Raw genomic sequence first — 18,814 nt, 5'->3', positions numbered from 1 at the left:
GATGATTTCTTTAATTTTTTTAAGGAATATTAAAGATTGAAGCAGGATTTCGTTTAATTTTGTCGTAATATATTTTAAATGCAATACTATGACATGGTATAGAAGGTGTAATTTTAATGAATGTTCGTTCCTTCCAGTTGTCCGATTACCGATCAATTACAGCACTGCTTGAAGAGGTTCTAACAGAAGAGTGCTACGAACAAACGATGGAAGCTTTTGCCCGCCAGTTGTCATGGGATAGTGATTTAGTATTAGTCGCTGTCGAAAATTCCGAAATTGTGGGCATGATTATCGGTACGATTGATAATAACAAAGGTTATTATTATCGAATTGCTGTATCTCCTCTCCACAGGCGGAAAGGAATCGGTAAAACGCTTATCCAGGCATTGCGCCAGCGCTTCGAACAGCGCCGTGTCACAAAGATACTAATTACCGCGGACGAGCACAACGAGCCAGTTTTACCGCTGTACGAGTCGATGGGGTATGTAGCCAACGATTTTATCAGATCTTTTCAGAAATTGAGCATTGTAGCTGGTTAACGCGAACTTTACTGCATGTAAGTTGTACGCAGGGCATATCTGCATCGCCATTGCTTTTGGCGGTCAGATATGCTTTTCTTATTACTATATACATTTATGAGGAGAACGGGATGGAACCATATCGGCACTGTGTCATCAAAAGCTTCAAACATAACGGTCACATTCACCGTATATGGCAACAGAATTGGCTTGTGCCTGATGAGCTGCTTGACGAGCAGCATAAAGCGGAATCCATTAAGGTGCTCATAAACCGCCAAACGCCGATTCAAGAGTCTGATGGTAAGATATGGATCAGCCGCGTCCCAGCAGTCTCCTTTTTTATACCAGGACAGTGGTACAATGTAGTGGCTCTGCTAGAGGACGGAGGCGTCCGCTATTATTGCAATATTGCCTCACCGCTGTACATTCAGGGTGATGTGCTTACCTATATCGATTACGATTTGGACGTTATTCGTACAGTTGATGGTGGAAGAACGGTCGTCGATCAAGATGAATATGAAATGCACAAAGCGGCTTACCACTATCCGAAAATGGTCGAAGAAAAGGTGCATGAGGGTCTTGATGCGCTTTTGCAGCGGATGGATCAAGGGCAATCGCCTTTTCAGGATCAGCTTGTGCTGAAGTATTATGAGGATTGGCTGAAACGAAGTGAAGAGGTGGAACAATGAGCCTTGAGGACCAGAATCGCAAGCCAAGTAATGAAAAAGCAGGAATCAGTGTGGATGCGGGATTATCTGCCCATACTGTTGCAAGCAATCGCTCCAATTGGCTCGCAGAACTGCTTGATTGGTCGAAAACATTGGTTGTTGCATTTGCTGTGGTGCTGCTTCTGCATTTTTTTGTATTTAACCTCTCGAAGGTAGAAGGTCATTCAATGGAGCCGACGTTAACGGAGCATGAGTGGCTGTTTGTTAATAAATTTGTATACCTGGTCGGCAAGCCGATGGTTGGTGATGTCGTTATTCTGAAGGAACCGGATATGGGGGAAGACGAGGAAAAGTTTCTTGTAAAAAGGATCGTTGGGGTTTCCGGTGATCGTATCGAAATCCATAATAAACAATTGTACCGTAACGGCGAGCTAGTGGACGAGCCTTACACGGATTCATTAATAGAAGATATGAGCTACGGGCCTGAAGTAATTAGCGAAGGAAACTATTTTGTAATGGGGGATAATCGACATGCTAGGGCGAGCTTGGACAGCCGGACGTTTCACGCGGTGCCAGAAGAGCTGATTCGCGGCAGAGCCGATTATATTTTATGGCCTTACAAAAAGATAAGAGCGCTTTAATCACTTTGTGTTTGAGAAGCTGGGTGCTGACGAGGTAATTTTGCATGTGCAACGTTACGCTGCTGCTTACGAAGTAAGTTTGCTAACGCAAACTTTAAGTAGATGCTTACGAAGTAGGTTTGCATTCGCAAACCTTTAGGAGGGATTCTTATGAAGGACGTTATGATCTATACGGACGGTGCATGCTCCGGCAATCCGGGGCCGGGCGGCTGGGGAGCGGTGCTGTTTTTTGGCGTTCATCAGAAGGAAATTTCAGGTGGAGAGAAACACTCGACGAACAATCGTATGGAAATCCAAGCAGTAATCGAAGGGTTGAAGCTGCTTAAGGAGCCCTGTAAGGTGACGGTGTATAGTGATTCAGCATATGTCGTGAATTGCTTCCAGAAAGGCTGGATACACGGCTGGCTGCGCAACGGCTGGAAGAACAGCAAGAAGGAACCTGTTGAGAACCAAGAGCTTTGGAAAGCGCTTTGGGAGCTTATGCAGCGTCATAAAGTAGAATACGTAAAGGTAAAAGGCCATAGCGATAATGAATGGAATAATCGTTGTGACGAGCTGGCTCGTGAAGCAATTAAAAGGTTATAGATGATGACAGATAGATGGGCAAAGCTGAAGGAAGAGATGATTGCGGCGGCACCAAGCCTCGGCATCGACAAGATAGGGATCGCTTCGGCGAATCCATTCACATCATTAAAGCAAATTTTGCTTAGGCACCGCGAGCTCGGAAGAGAGTCTGGCTTCGAGGAGCCTGACATTGAGAAAAGAACGAATCCAGCGCTGTTGTTTGAAAATCCGCAGTCGATTATTGCAATAGCCATTGCCTATCCATCCAAGCTGAAGGACCCTCCTAAATCAGAGCCGGGTGCAAGGCGAGGCATTATGTCACGTTCGGCTTGGGGAGAAGATTACCATAAAGTGTTGCGTGATCGGCTTGCTAAGCTGGAAGTATGGCTAAGGGAGCGGATGCCGGATTTGCGAGTGGAAAGCATGGTCGATACCGGCGCATTGTCGGATCGCGCCGTTGCTGAGCGTGCAGGCATTGGCTGGAGCGCAAAAAACTGCGCGATCATATCGCCTGAGCTCGGCTCGTGGATTTACCTCGGTGAGATGATTACCAATGTTCCATTTGAACCGGATGAACCGATAACGGAAAGCTGCGGCAGCTGCACCAAATGTATTGACGCTTGCCCGACGGATGCACTAGTTGGACCGGGTCAATTGAATTCAAGCCGCTGCATCTCCTTTGTCACACAAACGAAGGGAATGATATCGGACGAGTTCATGCGAAAAATCGGCAATCGGCTTTATGGCTGCGATACTTGCCAGACGGTCTGCCCGATAAACCGCGGCAAAAACTGGACGCATCAACCAGAGCTGCAGCCGGATATGGAATTAGTAAAGCCGCTGCTCGTTCCGCTTCTAACGATAGGCAACAAGGAGTTTCAAGCCAGATATGGCCGAACATCCTCCGCTTGGCGGGGCAAGAAGCCGATTCAGCGCAATGCAGTAATCGCGCTCGGCAACTTTAAAGAGGCTAGCGCAGTGCCGGATTTGATCAAGGTGCTGGAGCAGGATCCTCGCCCGGTGCTCCGCGGAACAGCTGCATGGTCGCTTGCGCGAATTGGCGGCGAGCAGGCAAAGTCTGCTTTGCTTGGAACATCAGTGAAGGAAACGGACGAGGAAGCACTGCAGGCGATTGCGAATGCCATTGCCCAATTAAGCACGATTCCAGAAGAGAACTTGGAAGCAGGTGGCGCAAGTGAGTGAACGACTTTATGCGGCTGAGATCGATTCGCCTATCGGGCCGATGACGTTAACGGCAACGGACAAAGGGATTTGCCACTTGGACTTTGCTCCTTACGATACGGCTTTAGAGAAACTAGAGCAGTGGACGAAGCGTGTATTTGGGCACGTTGGCGCGGATATTACGCGGGTCGAAGCAGCCTCTAATAAACAGCTGAATGAAGCAGCAAGGCAGTTGGCGCTTTATTTTGCCGGAGAGCTTCAGCAATTCGATCTGCCTATTCAAATGTATGGCACACCGTTTCAGCAGAAGGTGTGGGCAGCTTTGCAGCAAATCCCTTATGGGGAAACGCGTACTTATAAGGATATCGCTGTGATGCTGGATCAGCCTGGAGCTATGCGTGCTGTAGGTGGAGCGAACAACCGCAACCCTGTCTCGATCATCGTGCCTTGTCATCGCGTGATTGGGGCAAGCGGCCAAATGATTGGTTATGGCGGAGGTCTTCCTAATAAAATCGCGCTGCTTAATCTGGAAAAGAGTGCGAAATAAGAGCATCAAAAATTGTCACAAAAAGGTTAAGCGGAGCGTCAGCATGTTCATTGCGAACAAGAGGTGAACATGCTATCATGGGAACATTATACACAGCAGGAGATTTGGAAAGGGTCAGGTGAAAGGTATGTCGTGGGTGAACATTGTTGTACCAATTGTAACTTTAATTGCAGGAGCTGTTGGGGGCTTTTTTGTAGGCGTATTCTATCTGCGGAAGCAGCTTGAGAAAATGCAAAATGATCCAGAAATGATTCAGAAGATGGCGAAGCAAATGGGCTACAATCTGAATAAGCAGCAAATGCAAAAAGCGCAGCACATGATGAAAAACCAAAAGATGCCTCGCAGATAAAGAAAGACGCGGGGGGACCGGAAGGAGAGTTCAGAAATGGCGGGAAAGAAAGATTACGTCAATTCGAGTGTTTCGAGCAACCGGGAGCAAATTGAACATCACATAAGAGAAATATTGAAACTTGTCGGTGAAGATGTAGAGCGTGAAGGCTTGCTGGAAACACCCGCTCGTGTGACTCGAATGTATGAGGAGATTTTTGCCGGATATGAGGTTGATCCTCGTGAGGTGCTGGGCGTTACGTTCGATGAACAGCATGAAGAGCTTGTCATTGTAAAAGATATCGTTTATTACAGCCAGTGCGAGCATCATATGGCGCCGTTTTTCGGAAAAGCGCACATTGGCTACATTCCTAGCGGCAAAATCGCTGGTCTTAGCAAGCTTGCTAGACTCGTAGAGGCGATTACTCGCCGCCTGCAGGTGCAAGAGCGGATTACATCACAAATTGCGGATATCCTTACTGAGGAGCTGCAGCCGCATGGCGTCATGGTCGTCGTGGAAGGCGAGCATTTGTGCATGTGCTCACGCGGGGTGAAGAAACCTGGCAGCATGACCGTAACGTCGGCGGTAAGAGGCGACTTCCGCAGTAATCCTGCGCTTCGCTCCGAGTTTTTGACATTATTAAAGCAATAGACGATATAAACAAGCAAAAACGCCTTCGGCGTCCTTTGGATGCTGAAGCAGCTTTGACGGTGAAATATAAGATAAGTATGAGAAAATGATATATTTTCTTATATTTCAAGCAAAAACGCCTTCGGCGTCCTTAGACGCTGAAGCAGCTTTGACGGAGAAATATAAGATAAGTATGAGAAAATGATATACTTTCTTATATTTTGAAAAAGTCCGACAGTGAACCGGGGTTAGTCCCCAGCTCCCGTGTCGGGCTTTTTTTGCTAAATAGATTAAAATGGCACCCACACGAGCTTTCGAGCTTCTTCAAATCGATCACTAACGAACGTCCAATTCACGACATTCCACCAATCTTGAATATACTCAGGCCGTTTGTTTTGATGTTTTAAATAATAGGCGTGCTCCCACACATCCAAGGCCAACAAAGGCACAACATCCCATTGTGATAAATTCTGATGTTTCTCTGCGGTTAATATTTCAAGCCGGCTACTGCGTGGACTCCAAACTAGAATCGCCCAGCCGCTTCCCTCCACCTTCGCCGCTGCCTTGCTGAATTGATTCTTAAAGGCGGAGAAGCTGCCAAAATCATTTCGGATTTGCTGGCTGAGAGCTCCTATCGGTTCACCACCACCATAGGGCGTCATGATGCTCCAGAATAGAGTATGTAAGTAGTGGCCGGCACCGTTAAAAGCAAGCTCTCGCTCCCAATGCTTAACCAGCTCAAATTGATTCGTCTCGCGTGCGATTTTGAGCTGCAATTCCGCTTCATTTAGACCATCGACATAGGACTGATGGTGTATATCATGATGGATTCGCATCGTATGCTCATCGATATAAGGCTCGAGGGCACTGTAAGCATAGGGCAGAGGAGGCAGTGTATGTCCCCCGATGGGGACTTGCTGGACAATTGTACGGTGCTGATTATTGCCTGAGCTGGTTACCTTTTGTCGATAGGAGCTCATTAAGCCGATATAATAGTTGGATTCACGAATGGCGTGAGAGATGACGGATTTGGTGACATCAGAAGAAGCCGACGCGGTGCGCTCGGTTAGCTGCCTGAGTTGATCGACATACGTTCTTGATTGTTCAAGAGATGTCTCTACAACCGCTTCAATCGTTTGTTCCATATAGGATGGCAAGCGTGACGGAATGGGAAGCCATTCATCCAGCCATTGATTAGTATATTGAGCGGTATTGGAGAAAACAGGCTCCCATGCTTGGAGAAGCTGAACATACTGGCGTTCCATCTCAGGCGCTGCCTGCAAAATAACAGCGATATGCTCTTTCTCTTGCAGCTTCCAATGTCTAACTAATTCCATTACGCGAACGGGCATGAGCGTTCCATAAACAAAAAGCACGACCATCGCCTCCCTTTTTCGCAACAAATGCATCTATGTTAGATGTATTCGCTCGTAAGCGGGCTTATGTCGTGCTTCATTATTATGTTCGTTCTGCTTGGAGCTGTTGATCAACTTGGCTTAGAAATAAGGCTGCTCTTTGGATATATTCGCTCGGATGAACTTGGAACAGCAATTCGTGCTTGCCTTCGGGAACGATCCAAGAGCGAGATAGAACGTTGCCTTGCCCTTCAGCAATAGCTTCTGCGGTTTGGTAAGGCGCCTTTGAATCTTCTGTGCCGTGGATGATAAATAACGGGATATCGTAAACGTTAGATAAAACCTCGCTTGCCGGAATAGATCCAAAGCTTGTACCCGTCCAAAGGGGGATCATCGATTCAATAAGCGGCAAAGAGAATTGCGGCAATGAAATAAATTGATTCAAGTTATCAAATAATGCCTCGGGGCTCGGGATGAAAAGACTGTCGAGTATCATGGCATCAATGTCATCGGTCTGCAGTCCTGCTTGCAGTGCCGTTCCTGCACCCATTGAGAAGCCCCAGACGACGATGTCCTCCGCTCCGCGTGATTTTGCATAATCTACTGCAGCAAGCAGCTGTTGTGACTCCTCAAGGCCGCCAGTGGCCGGAGCTTTGTACTCCTTAGATGCATAGCCGTAGTCAAACAACAATATATTATAGTTTAAACCGTGCAGCAGCTTCGAGAGCTCATACATCGGTACCCATGATTCTTCGCGATTAGCGCCATAACCGTGGCTGAAAACAACAGTTCGTGCTGAAGGAGCCGCTTCGCTTGCATCACTCTCTGCAGGGATGAACCAGCCGCTGACTGTCGTATTTCCGCTTTTGCTAGGGAAAATGACATCCTCGTAATCTAGGCCGATAGCCGCTTGCGGATTAGAGGAGAGTGGGGCTACATAAGGGTATGCAAGCATCCATGCGACATAGCCATGAAAAATAATGACAGCAATCAAACACATTGCTGTGAGGGAAGCAATGGAAGCAACCAGCAAATGCTTGCTGCGGCTTTTGGTTTTGCGCAATTGGGACAGGTTATCCGAATCGCCAAGCGGGAAGGGATGAAGGTTTTTTGGAAATCCGCCTTCAAGTGGCAAGGGTGTCATTATAGTCGTGCTCATGTCGTTGTCCTCCCTCTGTAAGTAACCGTCCATTAGACTCATCTATTCGGAACGTTGTAAGCGCTTTTCTTATCTAGTACTTTTATCGTAGTCCGGTCCTATAAGCCTGTCAATTGTTGTCGAGGTAATGTTAATCATTTGTAATATTACTGTAATGTAAACAACTGTTCTTTACGATAATGGAAGCGATGAGTTATACTGAATGAGAATCGGTTTCATTGGATGAAACTTTTGGAGAGGGAGCTGTGGCTGCATGGAAGATGGAAAATCTACGGTTCGAGCAGTGGATCGGGCGCTTGATATATTGCTGTGTTTTATTTCAAAAACAGACTGGGCAATGACTGAGATTGCCGAACAGGTTGGCCTGCACAAAAGCACGGTGCACCGGATGCTCGCCACGCTCGAAGAGAAAGGCTTCATCGAGCGCGATCGCTCGACAGACCGATATCATTTGGGTTTAAAAATGTGGGAGCTGTCAGCCCATTTATCACGTTCAGATGATCAAGCAACAATATGGCTGCCTGAGATGGAGCGTTTACGCGACCAGCTGGGCGAGACCGTTAGCATATACGTAAGAGACGGCTCTGAGCGGATTCGTATGCAAGCCGTGCAAAGCAATCAACCCGTTAGGCGGGTAGCGCCTGTAGGCGTGAGACTGCCGCTTTATGCTGGTGCATCAAGCAAGGTGCTAATCGCTTATTCAGATCCGATCGTACAGGAAAGCATTTTTGGAGATCCAGCTTGGCTGTACTCTCTGGATTTGGATCAATACAAGCAGCAGCTCGAAGAGATTTGTATGCAGGGATATGCCACAAGCTTCGAGGAAAGGGAACCGGGAGCAGCGGCGCTTTCTGCGCCTATCTTTAACCGTACCGGCAAGCTCGCTGCTGCATTATCCGTGTCGGGCCCTGCCAGCAGGATGACCATGGACACGATGAGGGAATACGCCCCGGTCATGATGGAGTCCGCCAAACGGATGGGTACGATGATTCTATAGTCATAAAAGAAACAGCAGGCATGAGGTAATCCTCGGGCCTGCTGTTTTTGTTTAAACACATTAGGGGCGTTGGGTAGTGTATCCCGTTTAAGCTACGCCATTGCTGGGATGTTGCTTAGCGAGCGGTTGCTGCATCTAAAACTAGTATTTATGCTCCAAGCGAGATTGTAGCTTATGAATTGCAGAATTGAGTCATCAAATCGGATGGAGCGGATGCTCCTGTGTTTTTGCTTTTTAGAGAGGGTAACGGACATCAGATACGCTATTTGCTCCTTTTCCTTACTTTTGGGGTAGCTAACGGACATCAGATACGCTATTGGGCTTAAAAAGGTAGGTTTATGCTCGAAATGGGACAAATAGCGGAACGTATGTCCGTTAAATTTGTTGTGGACGTAAATTGTAATAAATAACGGATTCTATGTCCGTTAAGATGAGCATTATGCGATAATAGCGAAGCTATGGCACTCAAGAGCAGTTGCGGACTAATGAGATTGTGATAGTTACGTGCCTACTCTGCGAGGGAGAGTGGCTAGTTGTTGGCTGTAATTTGGTTCAAACTTAAACTACAGGGATAACGTGATAGCTGCAAGCCTGCCTTTGGGAGGGGGAACGTGGCTAGATTGCTGGCTGTTATTTATTCAAACTCATAATGAGCATTTGAAGTAAAAGAAGGTTGGAATTAGGAGCTTGAGTAACCAAACTTGCTGTAACGGACATCAGATACGTTATTTGCTTCGAATCCCCCTTTTTGGGGAGGCTTACGGACATAGGGTACGCTATTGGGCTACAAAAGGTAGGTTTATGCTCGAAATAGGACAATTAGCGGATCGTATGTCCGTTAAATTTGTTGTGGACGTTATTTGTAGTAAATAACGGATCCTATGTCCGTTAGATGAGGCCTTGTGCGATAAAGTGGAGCAATGACTCTTGAAGTACAGTTGAGGACTAATGTGATTGTTGTAGCTGCACGCCTGCCCTGGGAGGGGAGCGTGGCTGTGCTCCTATGTCGGTTAGATGAAGTTTTGCGCGAAAAAGTGAGGCTATGCTATGACACTACAAGCGTGACTAAGACTGATGATTTAGCGGCGCGCCTGCTCTCGGAGGGGAGCATGACTAAGGTGTTGGCTGTGCAATCATGCTTAAACTCATAATGATTGATTGAGCATGTTTGGAGGTACTGGAGCCACGAGCCAAGCATAGGCCGCGGAAATTGTTCCAGCGTACAGTGACAGGTAACACGTAAAACATAACATGAAACAAATAATAAGAAGCAAGTAACAACGCCATTGCTTAATAACAAACGAAAAAAGAGCTTTGCCGACGAATCGGCAAAGCTCTTTTTGATACAGCGCAGGATATGCGCAGATTATTACATGTTAGCGATCATTTGACGAAGTACAGTTTGCAGGATACCGCCGTTGCGATAGTAATCAACGTCAACTACCGAGTCAAGACGTACAATTGCTGGGAAGTCGAATGTCGTGCCGTCTTCGCGAGTAGCCGTAACGGTAACTTGCGAGCCTGGAGTAACGTCATTTGACAAGCCAACGATATCGAATGTTTCGCGGCCAGTGATGTTAAGCGTCTTCCAGCCTTGACCTTCTGGGAATTGGAGTGGCAATACGCCCATACCAACCAGATTGGAGCGGTGAATACGCTCGAAGCTTTCAGCGATAACAGCTTTGACGCCTAGTAGGAATGTACCTTTTGCAGCCCAGTCACGCGAGCTACCAGTACCGTATTCTTTACCAGCAAGAACGACAAGGTTTTTGCCTTCGTTTTGATATTTCATCGATGCATCGTAGATCGACATTACTTCATCTGTTGGAAGGTAAGTCGTTACGCCGCCCTCTGTACCTGGAGCCACTTGGTTACGAATACGAATGTTCGCAAACGTACCGCGCATCATAACTTCATGGTTACCACGACGCGAGCCGTAAGAGTTGAAGTCTTCGCGTTTAACGCCGTTTTCGATCAAGTATTGACCGCCTGGGCTGTTAACTGTGATGTTACCAGCAGGTGAGATATGATCCGTTGTTACGGAATCGCCCATAAGAGCAAGTACGTTTGCTGTATGGATATCTTTAATATCAGAAAGCTCGGAGCTTAGGTTTTCGAAGAACGGCGGGTTTTGGATGTAAGTTGATTTTGCATCCCACTCGTAGCTTTCGCCCTTAGGTACCGAAATTGCGTTCCAACGCTCATTTTGTGTAAATACGTTTTCGTATTTGTCACGGAACATTTGCGGGTTAAGCGCAGCTGTCATTGCGTCGTTGATTTCTTGCGACGTTGGCCAAATATCTTTTAGGAATACAGGCTTGTTGTCTTCAGTGAAACCGATTGGATCAGTTGTCAAATCGATGTTAGTCGTTCCAGCAAGCGCATAAGCGATAACTAGTGGCGGAGAAGCCAAATAGTTTGCTTTTACTTGTGCATGGACACGGCCTTCAAAGTTACGGTTACCGGAAAGTACAGCAGATACGGTCATGTCATTGTCGATGATCGCTTTGCTTACTTCGTCTGGAAGTGGACCGGAGTTACCGATACAAGTCGCACAGCCGTAACCAGCAACGTGGAAGCCAAGTGCTTCAAGCGGCTCGATTAGGTTTGCTTTTGTCAAATATTCCGTAACAACGAGCGAGCCCGGTGTTAGGGAGCTTTTTACATAAGCAGGTTTCTTAAGTCCAAGTGCTACTGCTTTCTTAGCAACTAGACCAGCGCCAACCATTACGCTTGGGTTCGAAGTGTTCGTACAGCTTGTAATAGCTGCGATAACGACTGCGCCAGTACCCATTTGGCTAACTTGGCCGTCATTATGGTTAACAGTAACGAACTGCTCGATTTTCTCATCGGACAGACCGTAGCCGCCTTTGTCAATCGGTGTGCGGATGATGCTATTGAAGGATTCCTTCATTGCAGTAAGCTCTACGCGGTCTTGAGGACGTTTCGGGCCTGCAAGGGAAGGAACGATTGTCGAAAGATCAAGCTCAACAACATCCGAGAATACTGGATCTGGAGTCTCGTCTGTACGGAACATGTCTTGCGCTTTGTAGTAAGAGCCAACAAGCTCAATAAGATCCTCATTGCGGCCAGTTTGGCGCAAGTAGCTAAGAGTTTCGTTATCAACAGGGAAGAAGCCGATTGTAGCGCCATATTCTGGTGCCATGTTGGCAACTGTTGCACGGTCAGCAAGGCTGATGTTCGATAGACCAGGACCGAAGAACTCAACAAATTTACCAACAACGCCTTTTTTACGCAAAATTTGAGTAACCGTAAGCGCAAGGTCAGTTGCTGTTGAACCTTCTGCAAGTTTGCCTGTCAATTTGAAGCCGATAACTTCTGGCATTACAAAGTAAAGCGGTTGACCAAGCATACCAGCCTCAGCCTCGATACCGCCAACGCCCCAGCCAACTACGCCTAGACCGTTGATCATCGTAGTGTGGGAATCCGTACCTACGAGGGAGTCAGGGAATACGACTGTTTCGCCGTCAACTGTTTTTGTAGCTGCAACAGATGCAAGGTACTCCAAGTTAACTTGGTGAACGATACCTGTACCTGGCGGAACCGCGCGGAAGTTATCAAATGCTGTTTGTGCCCAGCGAAGGAAACGGTAACGCTCTTCGTTGCGCTCAAATTCAACTTTAGTATTGTACTCAAGTGCTTCAGGTGAACCAAATGCATCAACCATGATCGAGTGGTCAATTACAAGGTCAACTGGTACGAGCGGGTTGATTTTTTTCGGATCTCCGCCTGCTTTTTTCACAGTGTCGCGCATTGCAGCAAGGTCAACGACAACCGGTACGCCTGTGAAATCCTGCAAAACGATACGAGCAGGGATGAAAGGAATTTCTTTATCTTCGCGTCCGTCAGCCCATGTAGCAAGCTGCTTTACATGTTCAGGGGTAATCGCGCGTCCATCAAATTGACGAACAGCAGCCTCAAGCAATACTTTAATTGAAAAAGGAAGCTTGGAAATATCGCCTAGTCCTTGCTCTTCAAGTCCGCCTAGACGGTAGTAAGCATAAGACTTGCCGCCAGCGTCAAGCGTTGTGCGAACTGAATAATGATTTTGTGTAGACATCGTCATTCTCCTTTTAACTGTAGTCTGAGTTTCATTCTGTGAAACACTATTTCATAATTTCTATATCTATAGTATATCGTTAAAATAGTCCTTCCGTAAAGTCCAATTATGTCTTTATGCGCTTGGAAATGGCATTGAAAATGATCCTCAATGAATGTTACATGAAATGGCAGAGTGCCTCATATAATGAAGCAGTTAATCAGCGACAAGTTTAGCCCGAAATACTTGATGACGTTCTCATGCCATAAAGGCAAGCTGTAGCAGCATAGGCTTGAAATATAAGATTGCTAAGGAGAAGGTTAATCTCAAAACTTATATTTCATCGTGAAACGGCGGCCATGAAGCATTAAGGGAGAAGCGGCAGCCTTTTACAATTGAAATGAAAGTTCGTTTAAGTTGGATTCCTATCCCAAAAGTTTATATTTCAACGCCAATCGAGTTTGCCTCATCAAAAGAGATGCTGCAGCCGTTTACGCTTGCACTCACGATAAGGTCAAGGAGGGATTGCTATGCCGCGAACAGGCAACCGGGGGCCAGGAACTCAGGGCCAAAAGCATAACCAAACATCATCCAAACCATCAGCTTCTCAGCGCAAGTCGCAGCAGAAAGTTGTAACGCATGCCATCCAGAAGCAGCCGTCGCCTTCCGGGTTGCAAGCGGAGCGAAATGCTGAATTCGGCGATCAAGCACTGCAAAATCAAAAAAGAGCAAATCAGGAAGAAAAGCCAGTAAAACAACAAACGTCAAAGTTAAACTCGCTGCTTCGTTCCTCTGATTACGATCCGCACGTTCAGCAAGGAAAACTGCAAGGTTGGAAAGCTGCTGTTCATCGCTATATTAGCTTGTACAATCAAGCCGAAGCGAATCAGCATGCGGCTGTGCTGACCGATTACGTTACGGATCGCGACCATTGCGATCGCCTAAGATTCAGGCTTGAGCGCCTTCGTGAACGCGATTTGCTTAGAGGCGCGCTTCCAGCAGGAAGCGAAACAAAAGCAGAGCTCATACGCGTCAACGAATCATCAAGCGAGGTCTCCGTGTTGATTCGTCTCCACATCAAAAGAAGAATGGAGCAGTCTGGGCGTTTTTACATGGAAGAGAGATCTGAATTTGAGCGTCTTTGGTTAGGGCTCGCTGGTCACTCATGGAATGTTCTTCGTGTTGAGCCAATTATATCGGAAAGAAGACCGCGTTATGGCACAGCAGTAGACAATTGGATGACCGTCGATGATTACTCGGAGCTATTTGGCGAACAATCTTCGCCATCAACACCATACTTAAATTATGACCTATTACAGCAATTCAAACACAGACCATCTGGTATTCGTTACAGGAGAGATTTGGTTGCTGCGTATGCGGATCGTTGGTGGAATGAGGGGAACCCAGCGTATGAGCTATTTGAGGTGAATTGTACCAATTACGTGTCCCAGTGCATCTTTGCAGGCAATGCTCCGATGAACTATACTGGTAAGAGAGAAACGGGCTGGTGGTATAAGGGCCGAAATAAGGGCAGTGAATGGTGGAGCTACAGCTGGGCGGTATCGAACGCGATAACCAACTATTTAACTGGTTCAAAGACCTCAGGCTTGCGTGCAGAGGTCGTGCAATCTGCGGATGAGCTGCAGCTTGGGGATGTCATTACGTATGACTGGAATGGTGATCATCGTTTTCAGCACAGCACAATCGTAACTGCTTTTGACTCGTTCGGTATGCCGCTAGTGAATGCGAATACCGTTTCCAGCAGGCATCGTTATTGGGATTATCGTGATTCCTATGCATGGACGGAACAAACGAAATATCGTTTTTTTCATATTGCAGATCTATTATAAATTATTGTACCGGAGGATATGCCATGGGGAGCAAGGTTAGAGTAGGTTTAGTTTACGGGGGGAAATCGGGAGAGCATGAGGTCTCTTTGCAAACGGCTTACGCTGTAATGGGTGAATTTGACTACAGCAAATATGAAATCAAGCCTTTTTATATTACGAAGCAAGGCGAATGGAAAACGGGAGCCGTTTTGCATAACCGACCAAGCAGTGTAGAAGATCTACGCAACACAACAGACGAGGCTGAGGAAAATGGCTTTGCTCTTGCTCCATTATTTCAAGGCTTGAATAGAAGCTCAAAAACTACTGGCGATGAGCCGCGCATTGATGTGATTTTTCCTTTGCTGCACGGAACATTTGGTGAAGATGGTACCATTCAAGGGCTGTTCGAAATGGCGAACATTCCTTACGTCGGAGCGGGTGTTCTCGCTTCTGCCGTTGGGATGGACAAGATTCTAATGAAAAAAGTATTTGCGCAAGAAGGCTTGCCGCAATGCGTTTTCCGGTACTTCAACCGTACACAGTGGGAAAGAGACGCATCTTTCTTCATCATGGAATGCGAGGTTTCACTCGGCTATCCATGCTTTATTAAGCCAGCCAACCTAGGTTCTAGTGTAGGCGTATCCAAAGCGAAAAATCGTGAAGAGCTTATTAATGCTATCAACTATGCGTTCCGTTTTGACCGCAAGGTTATTGTTGAAGAGTTCGTGGATGCCCGCGAGATCGAAGTAAGCGTGCTTGGCAATGATGATGCCAAAGCATCCTTACCTGGCGAGATTGCGCCTTCTAACGAATTTTACGACTACAAAGCCAAATACATCGATGGAAAATCGACTATGCAGATTCCGGCTCATTTGTCGCCTGAGCTTACAGAATCCGTTCGCGAAATGGCCGTTCGTGCATTTCAATCCATTGATGGCTCAGGATTATCACGCGTAGATTTTTTCCTTCGCAAAAGCGACAATCAGCTTTTTATCAACGAAGTCAACACATTGCCAGGTTTCACACCGATCAGTATGTATCCACTTATGTGGAAAGAAACCGGCATTCCATATAAAGAATTATTAGACACCTTAATTTCCTTAGCTCTTTCCCGCCACGCGGAGAAGCAACGGATAGATTTTACAGGTGAAGCATTACAATCGTAAGATGCATTTCTAACGATCTCTAACTTGTTATAATTTCTATAACTTTCTTAACTTTCTATAACTGTCTGTACACATATGAAAAAAGATATAGGGAAAAATTTCTTTTATTATTTACTTTGGGGTGCTTGTAACCTTATCTTTGCATCCAAGGTAAACAGGTAAAAGATCTTTTTTCCTTCTTAAAATGGACAAGTTGTTCATTAAATTCTTTAAACGCACCAAAAGTAAAGCGTGTCCCGCAGGGACGAAAGCGATCCCCCGCAAAAGTGGAAAGCGCGCGCAGTGTAACTTTTAGGTTAGTTCAGTTGCGGGTGTCCAGAGGGTGCAACCCTTGGGGCCCTCCCTTGGAAGGGAGGGTTTGGGTGGGTTCGAAAAGCTTGGGAAGCTCGGAAAGTTCGAAAGGCTTGCATTGTTCGTTAAGATTGAATAGCCTAAAGGTTAAAAAAGTTTAAAAGGGTTAAAGGTTTATTCTTTAAACGCACCAAAAGTAAAGCGTGTCCCGCAGGGACGAAAGCGATCCCCCGCAAAAGTAGAAAGCACGCGCAGTGTAACTTCTAGGTTAGTTCAGTTGCGGGTGTCCAGAGGGTGCAACCCTCGGGGCCCTCCCTTGGAAGGGAGGGTTTGGGTGGGTTCGAAAAGCTTGAAAAGGGTTTAAGGGTTTGATATTAATTTTTTTAAGGGTTTGATATTAATTTTTTTAAGGGTTTGATATTAATTTTTTTAAGGTTTGATATTAATGTTTTAAGGGTTTGACATTAAAGGTTTAAAGGTTTGATATGTTGATATTAATGTTATAAATTTTTGAAAAAAGCCTTTAAAGGTTTGGTAATAAAGGCCCTTTGAAGGCACGGTAGAAATTTCACTGAAAGGAGGGAAACAATATGGGTTTTGCAACTGAGTTTAATTCTGTGTGCAAATTTAAGTCCGAACAAGAGCTCTATGAATTGTTGGAGTATGGTCGGGGCAAAATGGTCAAGAGCGGCTTTCGCGTATTTCCAACTGGCCAAAAGGTGATTGCTTATACACCAGCCAATGAAGCGATTGCGATTGTCCGCATTTTAGCTTCTATCGCAGAAATTAATTTTCAAGGCGAAGAAGTGACACAAGTGGAGATGGAGCTCGTGAGAAAATTGACTGAGGAAGAATCAAAAGTTCAAACGGCGCTTGCTTTTGAAATGTTTTTTGGAGAGAGGGCCTAATCGATGATTGTCAGATTAGGTTTTGTCGCAATGAGCTTGCAGGTTGAGAATGCATCGCCTTCAAGAACGATGACGTTTGCGAACTTCTCGAAGCTAAACGACCGCGAGGCAGGGATTCGGAAGCTGGAAAGAATAGCAGAGGAAAATTTGCGCAGTACGCTGCGGATTTTGAAGCATTGCAAAGCCAGTGACATTCAAATGTATCGCTTTTCGTCAAAGCTTATACCCCTTGCTACTCATGAGGACTTATTGGACTGGAATCCATTTGAAGCGCTAGCGCCAGCATTTCAGGAAGTTGGCGAGTTCGTGCAGAAGCACGGAATAAGAGTATCCTTTCATCCGGATCATTTTTGCGTGTTCAGCACGCCTAGACCGGAGGTGCTCGCGAAATCAGAGCTGGATTTGCTCAATCATATTCTTATGCTTGAGGCAATGGGGCTTGATGAAGCGACAAAATGCAATATACATATCGGTGGAGCATACGGCGACAAGGTTGTAGCTGGTGAACGTTTTGTTCGCCAGTTCAGCTCCTTGTCGCCTCGCTTTAAACATCGGATTACGCTTGAAAATGATGATAAAACGTTCAATGTCAGGGAAACGCTAGAGGCGGCTGAGCAAGTTGAGGTTCCGATGGTGCTCGACATTCACCATCATGCCGTTAATGCAGGAGACATCTCAGATGACGAATTATATGAGCATTTATGGCCTCGTATTGTTCGAACATGGGACAAAGAGCGAGAGAGGCTGGGCCTTGCTAGTACAAGCCAGCTCCCTCCCAAAATTCACGCTTCCAGTCCAAAAAGCTTATCTGACCCGCGTGGTCATGCAGATTATGTAGAAGCGGAGCCGCTTGTTCAGTTTTTGCGTCATGCGGCTAGAAATACCGAATATTTGGATTGCATGCTTGAAGCCAAAAGCAAGGATGAGGCTTTGATGAAGCTGATAGAAGACTTAAAGGAACTGGAAGCAAGCGCTGAAGGCATCAAGGTGTTGGATGGCGGCCGCGTAGAAATTACTGCTGATTAGCAGCAAAATAACACCGTCAGGGCTTGCCTTGACGGTGTTATTATATAGCGGGCGCTTCCAAATAGATGCATCATTATGTAACTGAAAAGGTGAATTCGCATGGAATGGATACTTCTTGTACTACTTGGCGTTGTTGCAGCGATGTTTGGCAGTATTGTAGGACTTGGCGGCGGTATCATTATCGTTCCTGTCTTAATGCTCATTGGTCCCACATTAACGGGAGAAGCGATTGGACATGCAACAGCAGTTGGCATATCATTAACGGTATTAGTCGTGACGGCACTTGCATCTACAATGAGCTATGCCAAACGCAAAATCGTTGATTTCCGCAGCGGCTGGATATTTTTTGTGACCAGCGGGCCTGCAGCAATGATTGGCTCAGCGCTTACAGGAAAGCTGCCTGAAGGCGTATTCCAGCTTGTTTTTGGTATTTTCATGCTGCTGATGGCATCATTATTAATTGCTCGTGACTACATGAAACCGTTTACGAAGCAGTGGCCAATCGTTCGAACGATGACCGATGCATCAGGCGAGGTGCATACGTACAGCTATGGTATTATTCCTGCACTCGGTATTGGTTTTGGCGTAGGTCTCATGTCTGGCTTATTTGGAATCGGAGGCGGGTCGCTGTTTGTCCCCCTTATGGTGCTGTTATTTCGTTTTCCGCCTCATATGGCGACTGCAACGTCAATGTTCGTTATTTTTTTATCATCCATTCTAGGGAGCGGCATGCACGTTTATCTTGGTGAAACAGATTGGCTGCTCGTGCTTGCATTAGTGCCTGGAGCTTGGATCGGCGGAAAGCTGGGTGCGGCAATTGCTGTGAAAATGAGCGGCAAGGGTTTACTTTGGCTGCTTAGAGTGACGCTTCTTCTGCTTGCTGGTCAATTAATCATTGAAGGCTTGCGTTCATTTTGATATGGTTGGAGTAATCATGCGAAACTT

At 46.3% G+C, this 18,814-nt stretch carries 17 protein-coding genes; 14 read left to right on the top strand and 3 right to left on the bottom strand.

Annotation, left to right across the window (positions count from 1 at the left end; genetic code table 11):
- Window positions 1-116 precede the first annotated feature (116 nt).
- From AB4Z45_RS03865 to folE, 8 genes are all read left to right on the top strand, one after another.
- Entirely contained in the window at window positions 117-539 is a 423-nt protein-coding gene (locus AB4Z45_RS03865) for a GNAT family N-acetyltransferase (protein WP_076268861.1), read from the top strand.
- Between the two features lie 110 nt (window positions 540-649).
- A complete protein-coding gene (locus AB4Z45_RS03860) occupies window positions 650-1,207 on the top strand; it encodes a DUF402 domain-containing protein (RefSeq protein WP_441907989.1) in 558 nt (185 codons plus the stop codon).
- Window positions 1,204-1,827 carry a signal peptidase I gene (gene lepB / locus AB4Z45_RS03855; protein WP_441907988.1) on the top strand — a complete coding sequence of 208 codons (624 nt, stop codon included), beginning with the start codon at window positions 1,204-1,206 and terminating at the stop codon, window positions 1,825-1,827. The genes AB4Z45_RS03860 and lepB overlap by 4 nt, the downstream gene beginning before the upstream one ends.
- A gap of 150 nt (window positions 1,828-1,977) precedes the next feature.
- Window positions 1,978-2,412: a ribonuclease HI gene (rnhA, locus tag AB4Z45_RS03850; RefSeq protein WP_339206864.1), complete on the top strand. Its 435-nt coding sequence runs from the start codon at window positions 1,978-1,980 to the stop codon at window positions 2,410-2,412.
- Complete coding sequence (gene queG / locus AB4Z45_RS03845) at window positions 2,413-3,594, top strand: tRNA epoxyqueuosine(34) reductase QueG (protein WP_441907987.1); 1,182 nt, start codon at window positions 2,413-2,415, stop codon at window positions 3,592-3,594.
- Window positions 3,587-4,120, top strand: a complete 534-nt coding sequence (locus tag AB4Z45_RS03840; RefSeq protein ID WP_441907986.1) for a methylated-DNA--[protein]-cysteine S-methyltransferase — start codon at window positions 3,587-3,589, stop codon at window positions 4,118-4,120. The genes queG and AB4Z45_RS03840 overlap by 8 nt, the downstream gene beginning before the upstream one ends.
- A 127-nt stretch (window positions 4,121-4,247) precedes the next feature.
- Complete coding sequence (locus tag AB4Z45_RS03835) at window positions 4,248-4,469, top strand: YneF family protein (RefSeq protein ID WP_053372732.1); 222 nt, start codon at window positions 4,248-4,250, stop codon at window positions 4,467-4,469.
- 36 nt (window positions 4,470-4,505) lie between these two features.
- Entirely contained in the window at window positions 4,506-5,099 is a 594-nt protein-coding gene (gene folE, locus AB4Z45_RS03830) for a GTP cyclohydrolase I FolE (protein ID WP_076268865.1), read from the top strand.
- 269 nt (window positions 5,100-5,368) lie between these two features.
- Here folE and AB4Z45_RS03825 read toward each other — a convergent pair whose 3' ends face one another.
- Window positions 5,369-6,454 carry a Fe-Mn family superoxide dismutase gene (locus AB4Z45_RS03825; protein ID WP_441907985.1) on the bottom strand — a complete coding sequence of 362 codons (1,086 nt, stop codon included), beginning with the start codon at window positions 6,452-6,454 and terminating at the stop codon, window positions 5,369-5,371.
- Window positions 6,455-6,536: 82 nt separating this feature from the next.
- Window positions 6,537-7,592, bottom strand: coding sequence for an alpha/beta hydrolase (locus AB4Z45_RS03820; protein WP_441907984.1), 1,056 nt, complete (start codon window positions 7,590-7,592; stop codon window positions 6,537-6,539).
- Window positions 7,593-7,845: 253 nt separating this feature from the next.
- On the opposite strand from AB4Z45_RS03820, the gene AB4Z45_RS03815 reads away from it, so the two are divergent.
- Window positions 7,846-8,589: an IclR family transcriptional regulator gene (locus AB4Z45_RS03815; RefSeq protein ID WP_076271916.1), complete on the top strand. Its 744-nt coding sequence runs from the start codon at window positions 7,846-7,848 to the stop codon at window positions 8,587-8,589.
- Window positions 8,590-9,958: 1,369 nt separating this feature from the next.
- Here AB4Z45_RS03815 and acnA read toward each other — a convergent pair.
- Entirely contained in the window at window positions 9,959-12,670 is a 2,712-nt protein-coding gene (acnA, locus tag AB4Z45_RS03810; protein ID WP_076271908.1) for an aconitate hydratase AcnA, read from the bottom strand.
- 509 nt (window positions 12,671-13,179) lie between these two features.
- Here acnA and AB4Z45_RS03805 point away from each other — a divergent pair.
- The 5 genes from AB4Z45_RS03805 (at window position 13,180) to AB4Z45_RS03785 (ending at window position 18,787) form a co-directional block, all read left to right on the top strand.
- A complete protein-coding gene (locus AB4Z45_RS03805; protein WP_441907983.1) occupies window positions 13,180-14,499 on the top strand; it encodes an amidase domain-containing protein in 1,320 nt (439 codons plus the stop codon).
- 23 nt (window positions 14,500-14,522) lie between these two features.
- Window positions 14,523-15,644 (top strand): D-alanine--D-alanine ligase, encoded by a 1,122-nt coding sequence (locus AB4Z45_RS03800; protein WP_441907982.1) that lies wholly within the window; start codon window positions 14,523-14,525, stop codon window positions 15,642-15,644.
- Between the two features lie 881 nt (window positions 15,645-16,525).
- The gene (locus AB4Z45_RS03795; RefSeq protein ID WP_054026471.1) at window positions 16,526-16,843 is read left to right on the top strand and encodes a hypothetical protein; all 318 of its coding nucleotides are present in this window, start codon (window positions 16,526-16,528) and stop codon (window positions 16,841-16,843) included.
- A gap of 3 nt (window positions 16,844-16,846) precedes the next feature.
- Window positions 16,847-17,869, top strand: a complete 1,023-nt coding sequence (uvsE, locus tag AB4Z45_RS03790; protein WP_441907981.1) for a UV DNA damage repair endonuclease UvsE — start codon at window positions 16,847-16,849, stop codon at window positions 17,867-17,869.
- Window positions 17,870-17,968: 99 nt separating this feature from the next.
- Complete coding sequence (locus AB4Z45_RS03785) at window positions 17,969-18,787, top strand: sulfite exporter TauE/SafE family protein (protein WP_441907980.1); 819 nt, start codon at window positions 17,969-17,971, stop codon at window positions 18,785-18,787.
- Window positions 18,788-18,814 lie beyond the last annotated feature (27 nt).

Origin of the sequence: Paenibacillus sp. MCAF9 (genome assembly GCF_052114265.1) — a bacterium.
In the GTDB taxonomy this organism is placed as follows: Bacteria; Bacillota; Bacilli; order Paenibacillales; family Paenibacillaceae; genus Pristimantibacillus.
Note: the sequence above shows the minus strand (reverse complement) of the source record. Positions and strands in the feature narration are given on the sequence as shown.

Excerpts from the sequence above, each read along its gene's own strand:
- AB4Z45_RS03795 (WP_054026471.1), top strand. The coding sequence starts at position 16,526 with ATGGGTTTTGCAACTGAGTTTAATTCTGTGTGCAAATTTAAGTCCGAA.
- AB4Z45_RS03805 (WP_441907983.1), top strand. The coding sequence starts at position 13,180 with ATGCCGCGAACAGGCAACCGGGGGCCAGGAACTCAGGGCCAAAAGCAT.
- AB4Z45_RS03865 (WP_076268861.1), top strand. The coding sequence starts at position 117 with ATGAATGTTCGTTCCTTCCAGTTGTCCGATTACCGATCAATTACAGCA.
- folE (WP_076268865.1), top strand. The coding sequence starts at position 4,506 with ATGGCGGGAAAGAAAGATTACGTCAATTCGAGTGTTTCGAGCAACCGG.
- AB4Z45_RS03835 (WP_053372732.1), top strand. The coding sequence starts at position 4,248 with ATGTCGTGGGTGAACATTGTTGTACCAATTGTAACTTTAATTGCAGGA.
- AB4Z45_RS03800 (WP_441907982.1), top strand. The coding sequence starts at position 14,523 with ATGGGGAGCAAGGTTAGAGTAGGTTTAGTTTACGGGGGGAAATCGGGA.
- rnhA (WP_339206864.1), top strand. The coding sequence starts at position 1,978 with ATGAAGGACGTTATGATCTATACGGACGGTGCATGCTCCGGCAATCCG.
- acnA (WP_076271908.1), bottom strand. The coding sequence starts at position 12,670 with ATGTCTACACAAAATCATTATTCAGTTCGCACAACGCTTGACGCTGGC.
- AB4Z45_RS03860 (WP_441907989.1), top strand. The coding sequence starts at position 650 with ATGGAACCATATCGGCACTGTGTCATCAAAAGCTTCAAACATAACGGT.
- AB4Z45_RS03815 (WP_076271916.1), top strand. The coding sequence starts at position 7,846 with ATGGAAGATGGAAAATCTACGGTTCGAGCAGTGGATCGGGCGCTTGAT.
- queG (WP_441907987.1), top strand. The coding sequence starts at position 2,413 with ATGATGACAGATAGATGGGCAAAGCTGAAGGAAGAGATGATTGCGGCG.
- uvsE (WP_441907981.1), top strand. The coding sequence starts at position 16,847 with ATGATTGTCAGATTAGGTTTTGTCGCAATGAGCTTGCAGGTTGAGAAT.
- AB4Z45_RS03820 (WP_441907984.1), bottom strand. The coding sequence starts at position 7,592 with ATGAGCACGACTATAATGACACCCTTGCCACTTGAAGGCGGATTTCCA.
- AB4Z45_RS03785 (WP_441907980.1), top strand. The coding sequence starts at position 17,969 with ATGGAATGGATACTTCTTGTACTACTTGGCGTTGTTGCAGCGATGTTT.
- lepB (WP_441907988.1), top strand. The coding sequence starts at position 1,204 with ATGAGCCTTGAGGACCAGAATCGCAAGCCAAGTAATGAAAAAGCAGGA.